The sequence below is a fragment of the Gelidibacter sp. F63206 genome, assembly GCF_023015735.1.
On sequence record NZ_JALKAU010000075.1, the window covers coordinates 26,052 to 32,767 of the forward strand.

The 6,716-nt window shown below is 40.8% G+C and carries 4 protein-coding genes; all 4 read right to left on the reverse strand.

Going from position 1 to position 6,716, the window contains the following annotated elements; all coding sequences use genetic code 11:
- Nucleotides 1–534 (reverse strand): DUF3341 domain-containing protein, encoded by a 534-nt coding sequence (locus tag MWU32_RS04065; protein ID WP_246938035.1) that lies wholly within the window; start codon nt 532–534, stop codon nt 1–3.
- Between the two features lies 1 nt (nt 535).
- Nucleotides 536–2,287: an NrfD/PsrC family molybdoenzyme membrane anchor subunit gene (gene nrfD / locus MWU32_RS04070; RefSeq protein ID WP_246938038.1), complete on the reverse strand. Its 1,752-nt coding sequence runs from the start codon at nt 2,285–2,287 to the stop codon at nt 536–538.
- Between the two features lie 31 nt (nt 2,288–2,318).
- Nucleotides 2,319–5,444, reverse strand: coding sequence for a TAT-variant-translocated molybdopterin oxidoreductase (locus MWU32_RS04075; RefSeq protein WP_246938040.1), 3,126 nt, complete (start codon nt 5,442–5,444; stop codon nt 2,319–2,321).
- Nucleotides 5,445–5,512: 68 nt separating this feature from the next.
- Nucleotides 5,513–6,716 (reverse strand): c-type cytochrome (locus MWU32_RS04080; RefSeq protein ID WP_246938042.1); only part of this gene is annotated, 1,204 nt, incomplete at its 5' end.

Sequence of the window (6,716 nt, forward strand, 5' to 3'; positions counted from 1 at the left end):
TTAGTGTGCTTTATCAATTAAGGTAACTTCTACAGCTCCCGTATTTCTCAATATATCAAACTGTTCATCAACATTGGCCCCGGCACTGATTTCCATTAAAAAATGATCATCCGTTGTTCTTATATCAGGGTTTTCAGCTTTTTTAAACGGCCACATCCTACTGCGTAGATAAAATGTGATGACCATTAAATGCGCTGCGAAAAACACTGTTAACTCAAACATAATTGGAATAAACGCGGGCATGTTTTCGAGATAACTAAAACTTGGTTTACCTCCAATGTTCTGAGGCCAATCTTCAATCATCATATAGTCTATCATTACGATAGAAACTACTAAGCCTGTCAAACCGTATAGAAAAGACGTGATTGCCAATTTTGTTGGTGCCAATCCCATTGCTTTATCCAATCCGTGAACCGGAAATGGCGTATATATTTCTTCAATGTGATATCTCTCTGCCCTTACTTTCTTAACGGCGGCCATCAAGACATCATCATCCGTATACATAGCGTGAATAACTTTTGAAGATCCTTCCATACTATTTTTTGTTGTTGATTAATATTTTAGCTTGTCCGGCCCAATCATCGCGTTCTGCTCTTCCCGGGAAAGAAGCAGTAATTTCGTCTAACAAGTCATATTCTCTTTTGGTCATTTTACTTACCTGTAAGAAAGAGTAGATTCCTATCCCATTAAGGACTTCTTCCATTTTCGGACCAACTCCATTAATTTGCTGTAAATCATCTTTAGCCTGAGTTGTTGGATCAAAGACGCCAACACTATCCATCAATTCATTAATCGCTTTAGGGTCTTGTGGTTTTACTGTCGATTTTTCATCAACTATAGGCGTTCCCGAATGAATATTTACATTGTGTGTGCGAGGATCAGTACCTGTACCAACCAAACTTCCACCAGATTCTCTGATTCGTTTGTAACGCTGGCCAGAAGATTTCATGATTGTTTTGATCTCGGCTTGTGCCACCACTGGGAATGTACGTGCATAAAGCAAGAACAACACAAAAAAGAATCCAATGGTGCCTATGAAAATTCCTATATCCACAAATGTTGGTTGGAACATCGTCCATGCTGAAGGCATATAATCTCTATGCAAAGATGTCACGATAATTACAAAACGCTCAAACCACATCCCGACGTTTACGACGATGGAAATAAAGAAGGAGAACATGATACTGGTACGCAGTTTTTTGAACCACATAAACTGTGGCGAAAACACGTTACACGTCATCATTAGAAGGTATGCCCACCAGTAAGGCCCGGTAGCTCTGTTCAAGAAAGCATACTGCTCATATTCGACTCCAGAATACCAAGCGATGAATAACTCGGAGATATAAGCCACCCCAACAATTGAACCTGTGATCATGATAACAATATTCATCAATTCAATATGCTGAACGGTAATATAATCTTCAAGGCTCACTACTTTTCTCATGATAATCAATAGTGTGTTCACCATAGCGAAACCAGAGAAAACTGCTCCTGCAACAAAATAAGGTGGGAAAATGGTGGTATGCCAACCTGGAACTATAGATGTAGCAAAGTCAAAGGATACAATGGTATGTACAGAAAGTACCAACGGCGTAGCTAAACCAGCAAGAACCAAAGACACCTCTTCAAATCGTTGCCAATCTTTTGCTCTACCAGACCATCCAAAAGCCAATAATGAATATATTTTCTTTTGGAAAGGTTTAACCGCTCTATCGCGAATCATCGCGAAATCAGGCAATAAACCAGTCCACCAGAAGACTAAAGATACCGATAGATAGGTTGAAATCGCAAACACGTCCCAAAGTAAAGGCGAGTTAAAGTTAACCCATAAGGAGCCAAATTGGTTCGGAATTGGTAAAACCCAATATCCCAACCATGGACGACCCATGTGGATAAGAGGGAATAGCCCTGCTTGAATAACTGCAAAAATGGTCATCGCTTCCGCAGAACGGTTAATTGCCATACGCCATTTTTGACGGAACAATAGCAATACTGCCGAAATTAATGTCCCTGCGTGGCCAATACCAACCCACCAAACGAAGTTGGTAATGTCCCAAGCCCAACCGATGGTTTTATTTAGGCCCCAAACTCCAATTCCTGTTGCTATGGTATAAACTATACAGCCAATTCCCCAAAGAAAGGCTGCAAGTGAGATAGAAAAGACTATCCACCATGATTTATTGGCTTTACCTTCTACAGGTTTAGCGATATCCACAGAAACATCGTGGTATGATTTTTCACCTAAAACTAAAGGTCTTCTAATAGGTGCTTCGTAATGAGACGCCATAATGCTTTTAGAATTATTTCTTAATTAATAATTATGATTCCGTTGTATTTCTCACAATTGTGTGATACTGAACGTTGGGTTGTGTTCCAATATATTCAAGTACGTGATACATACGTTTATCCTCTTTCAGTTTCGCAACTTTACTCTCTTTATCGTTGATGTCTCCAAAAACCATAGCTCCAGTGCCACAAGCTGCTGAACATGCCGTTTGGAATTCGCCATCTTTAATTTCACGTCCTTCACGCTTGGCATCAAGAATTGTTTTTTGTGTTTTCTGAATACACAACGAACATTTTTCCATAACCCCACGTGAACGCACAACAACATCAGGATTCAATACCATACGACCTAAATCGTCGTTCATGTTGTAATCAAACTCATCATTTTTATTGTATCGGAACCAGTTGAAACGACGTACTTTATAAGGACAGTTGTTTGCACAGTAACGTGTACCTACGCAACGGTTATAAGCCATATGATTTTGACCTTGGCGCCCATGGGACGTTGCTGCGACAGGGCAAACTGTTTCACACGGAGCATGATTACAGTGCTGACACATCATTGGTAAGAAAGCTACCTGAGGATTATCAGCGGCAACTTCCATCTCATGCAATGTGCTTTTGATACCTGTATCGCCCAATAGACCATCTGCTGCCTCTTTTCTTTCTATATCGCCTGTAAAGGTATCTTCCGAAGAATAGTATCTATCAATACGCAACCAATGCATATCTCTACTCTTTCTAACCTCAGATTTACCCACTACCGGAACGTTATTTTCGGCATGACAAGCAATGACACATGCACCACATCCAGTACAAGCATTCAAATCAATAGACAAGTTGAAATGATGTCCAATAGATCTATCAAATTCATCCCACAAATCAACCTCCGTTGAAGGTGTTTCTATATGATTTAAAGACACTTTTGGAAGTGGATTCCAATATTCTTTATCTTTTGTATTAAAGATTTCAAGCGTGGTTTCCTTAATGATATCACCACGGCCCATCAGCGTGTTGTGCAACTGCACACAAGCAAACTCATGAACCCCCGAAACGAGCTTGATCGATACGTCGGTTTGTGCGCTGTTAAAATCCTTATAAAACTGGTAAGCATTCTTACCCGTTTGCATTTCTTCCTTAAGTCCCTTTGTGCGTCCGTAACCAAACGACAAACCTACAGAGCCTACGGCCTGTCCTGGCTGGATAATAGCAGGAATAGTAATTGTCTGTCCGTTCACTGTCAACTCCACCAAACTACCGTTAAGACCACCATCGGCAACATGCCAATTTTTGATCTCCAATTTTTTGGCATCCGCACTAGATACGGTTACATAATTGTCCCATGACGTTCTTGTAATGGGATCAGGGAACTCTTGCAACCATGGGTTATTGGCTTGTTTACCATCTCCCATTCCCGTTTTTGTATAGAGTTGTAATTCCATGCTCTCAGCAGATCCTGCAGATGCCAATGCTCTTGCAGCACTTCCTCCCGATGGCTCTGGCATGGCCTGAGCAGCTGCGTCACCCTCCACATCGGAAGATGGGCCAGCACCCAAAACACTTGTCAAAGCGGTTGAAACATAAACTCCATCATGTAATGCTTGATTAAATGAAGCTCCACCAAGTATGCCCGTACTCCAGTTTTCCTTAATAAAATCAAAGTACGTCAAATCACTTCCTATCCATTTCAACAAAGCCTGTTGGAACTGACGGGTATCAAATAACGGACGGATGGTCGGTTGCATTAAACCATAGTGTCCTTTTTTAAGCTCCACATCACCCCAAGATTCTAAATAATGAGGTGTAGCAGCAATATATTGAGATTCAGAAGCAGTCTCATCGGCCTTCATTGAAAACGCGATAGACAATTCTGTTTGTTTTAATCCTTCGGCAAATTCATTTGCGTTGGGTAATGTATATAATGGATTGACACCATTCATTATGATCGCTCCAACTTTACCAGCATTCATATCCGCTATTAAAGTCATCACGTCCTTATCACTACCTTGTCTTTTCTTAATAGGAGTTTTGGTATCAAAGGCTTTACTTCCCAATGCCGAGTTGATCTCCAATGCCACCGTCTGTGCATTGACATCATTGATTCCAGTAACCAAAACGCCATTGCTTCCTGCTCTCTTTAATTCAGATGCCACTTTTTGAATGGCCTCATCCAAATGCGCCGGTAAATCTGTTGAAACAGATTGTCCAGTAACATAACTATAAAGTTTAGCTAAAGCTTGTTTTTGTTGTGAAGGTGTTGCTGGGATACGTTTATCAGCATTAGCACCCGTTAGGGACATATTTGCTTCAATTTGAATGTGCCTTGACATTTTTCCATCTGTAGGCACACGACCTTTGGCATAACCCGATTCAAACCCACCGCCTTGCCAATCTCCAAGGAAATCAGCACCAACAGAAACTATTGTCGACGCATTAGAGAAATCGTAATTTGCCAATGCGCGTTCTCCGTATTTCGATTGAAAAGCATCCAATGCACAAGATTCGGAAACAGCATCATAAACTACGTGACGTACATTGCCATATTTCTCTTTAAATGCAGAAATCAACTTGCTGGTTGATGGACTCGCGAAAGTTTGTGTCAATAACACAATCTCCTTTCCTCCATTCATAACATCCGTCAGCTTTTGATTCGTTTCAGAATCAAACGTCTCCCATGAAATATCAGATCCTTCTTTTTGAGGTCCTTTAACTCTCAAATTATCGTATAGACCTAAAATTGACGCATGTACCCTCGCATTGACACCCCCTTGAGAGGCAGACAAATCGTTGTTGTCAATTTTAATTGGACGTCCTTCACGAGTTTTCACTAAGACACTTGCGAAATCAAAACCATCAGCAATTGTTGTAGCGTAAAAATTAGATACTCCTGGAATGATTTCTTCTGGCTGCACAACGTAAGGAATCGATTTAATAACCGGCCCTTCACAAGCCGCTAAAGATGCCGCAGCCGTACTGAAACCAACATATTTTAAGAAATCACGACGTGTTGTTGAAGATGTTTCTAAATTGGACTTGTTGCCTAAAAATTCATCTGTCGGAATTTCGTCAACAAATTCTCTTTGTTTAAGCGCCTCAACAATAGAGCTGTCTGTGTTCAGCTCCTCAACACTTTTCCAGTATTTCTTGTTTGATGACATATTCTTTAATAGTTATTAGTTGATAGTTAATGGTTTTTGATCCAAACCAACACTGTATCTTTATTTTATTAATAATGACATTTACCACATTCTAAACCTCCCATCTGCGCAACGGTAAGTTTTTCGACTCCATACTTCTTGGACAATTGCTCATGGATTTTGGTGTAGTATTCATTATTCTCAATTTTCACATCCGTGGTTCTATGACATTCAATACACCAACCCATGGTCAATGGAGCGAACTGCGACATGATCTCCATGGACTCGACCGGACCATGACATGTTTGACATTCGATTCCTCCAACGGTAACGTGTTGCGCATGATTGAAATATGCAAAATCAGGAAGATTATGAATACGGATCCACTTTACAGGCTGCGGTTCTCCGGTATATTTTTGTTCGTCAGGATTCCAACCTGTGGCCGCATATAGCTTTTGAATTTCTTCATTATAATCAACGCCATAGGTCTTCCCTTCGGCATACGTGTCTTCTGAAACTTCTGATATGGACTTATGACAGTTCATACACACATTCAATGAAGGGATACCTGAAGTTTTACTTACCCGAGCAGAAGAGTGACAGTATTTACAATCAATTCCGTTATCTCCAGCATGGATTCTATGCGAGTAATGAATTGGCTGAACAGGGGCATACCCTTCGTCAACACCTATTTGCATGAAATAACCATACACAAAATAGGCACTGGCCAATAATAATAGAATGACGGTAACCAATACCAAGAATTGATTCTGAACAAAAGCTTTCCAGATATTGTCTTTTTTGTCGCCTTCAACAATAACACCTTTAGCTTCTGCAAAACGATTTAAAGTACGTCTCACCAAAACCAAAGCCATGGCCAAAAGACCAAACAATAAGGCTAAAGCCCCAAGAATCAGTTGGTTTGAAGTCCCTGACTCTCCTCCACCTGTACCACTTGCGGTTTCTGTACTAGCTACAGGAGTAGGCGCCTTTTTTTCCTCAGCAGTATAGGCCAAAATATCACTAATATCTTGGTCCGACAACTGCGGAAACGGCATCATTGGCAATTGGTTATACTCGTTGTATATCTTAACAGCATAAGGATCGCCAGCATTGACCATACCCATACTATTATGGATCCAGGCAGTCAACCATTCTCTATCCAGACCTTCCTCATCGGCCAATCTCTGTTCAATATTTCGAAGTGGCGGCCCGGTCATGGGTCCGTCTAATTTGTGACATGCAGCACAGTTAGTATTATATAATGTTTTTCCTTTGACAGGGTCACCATCC

Excerpts from the sequence above, each read along its gene's own strand:
- MWU32_RS04065 (WP_246938035.1), bottom strand. The coding sequence starts at position 534 with ATGGAAGGATCTTCAAAAGTTATTCACGCTATGTATACGGATGATGAT.
- nrfD (WP_246938038.1), bottom strand. The coding sequence starts at position 2,287 with ATGGCGTCTCATTACGAAGCACCTATTAGAAGACCTTTAGTTTTAGGT.
- MWU32_RS04075 (WP_246938040.1), bottom strand. The coding sequence starts at position 5,444 with ATGTCATCAAACAAGAAATACTGGAAAAGTGTTGAGGAGCTGAACACA.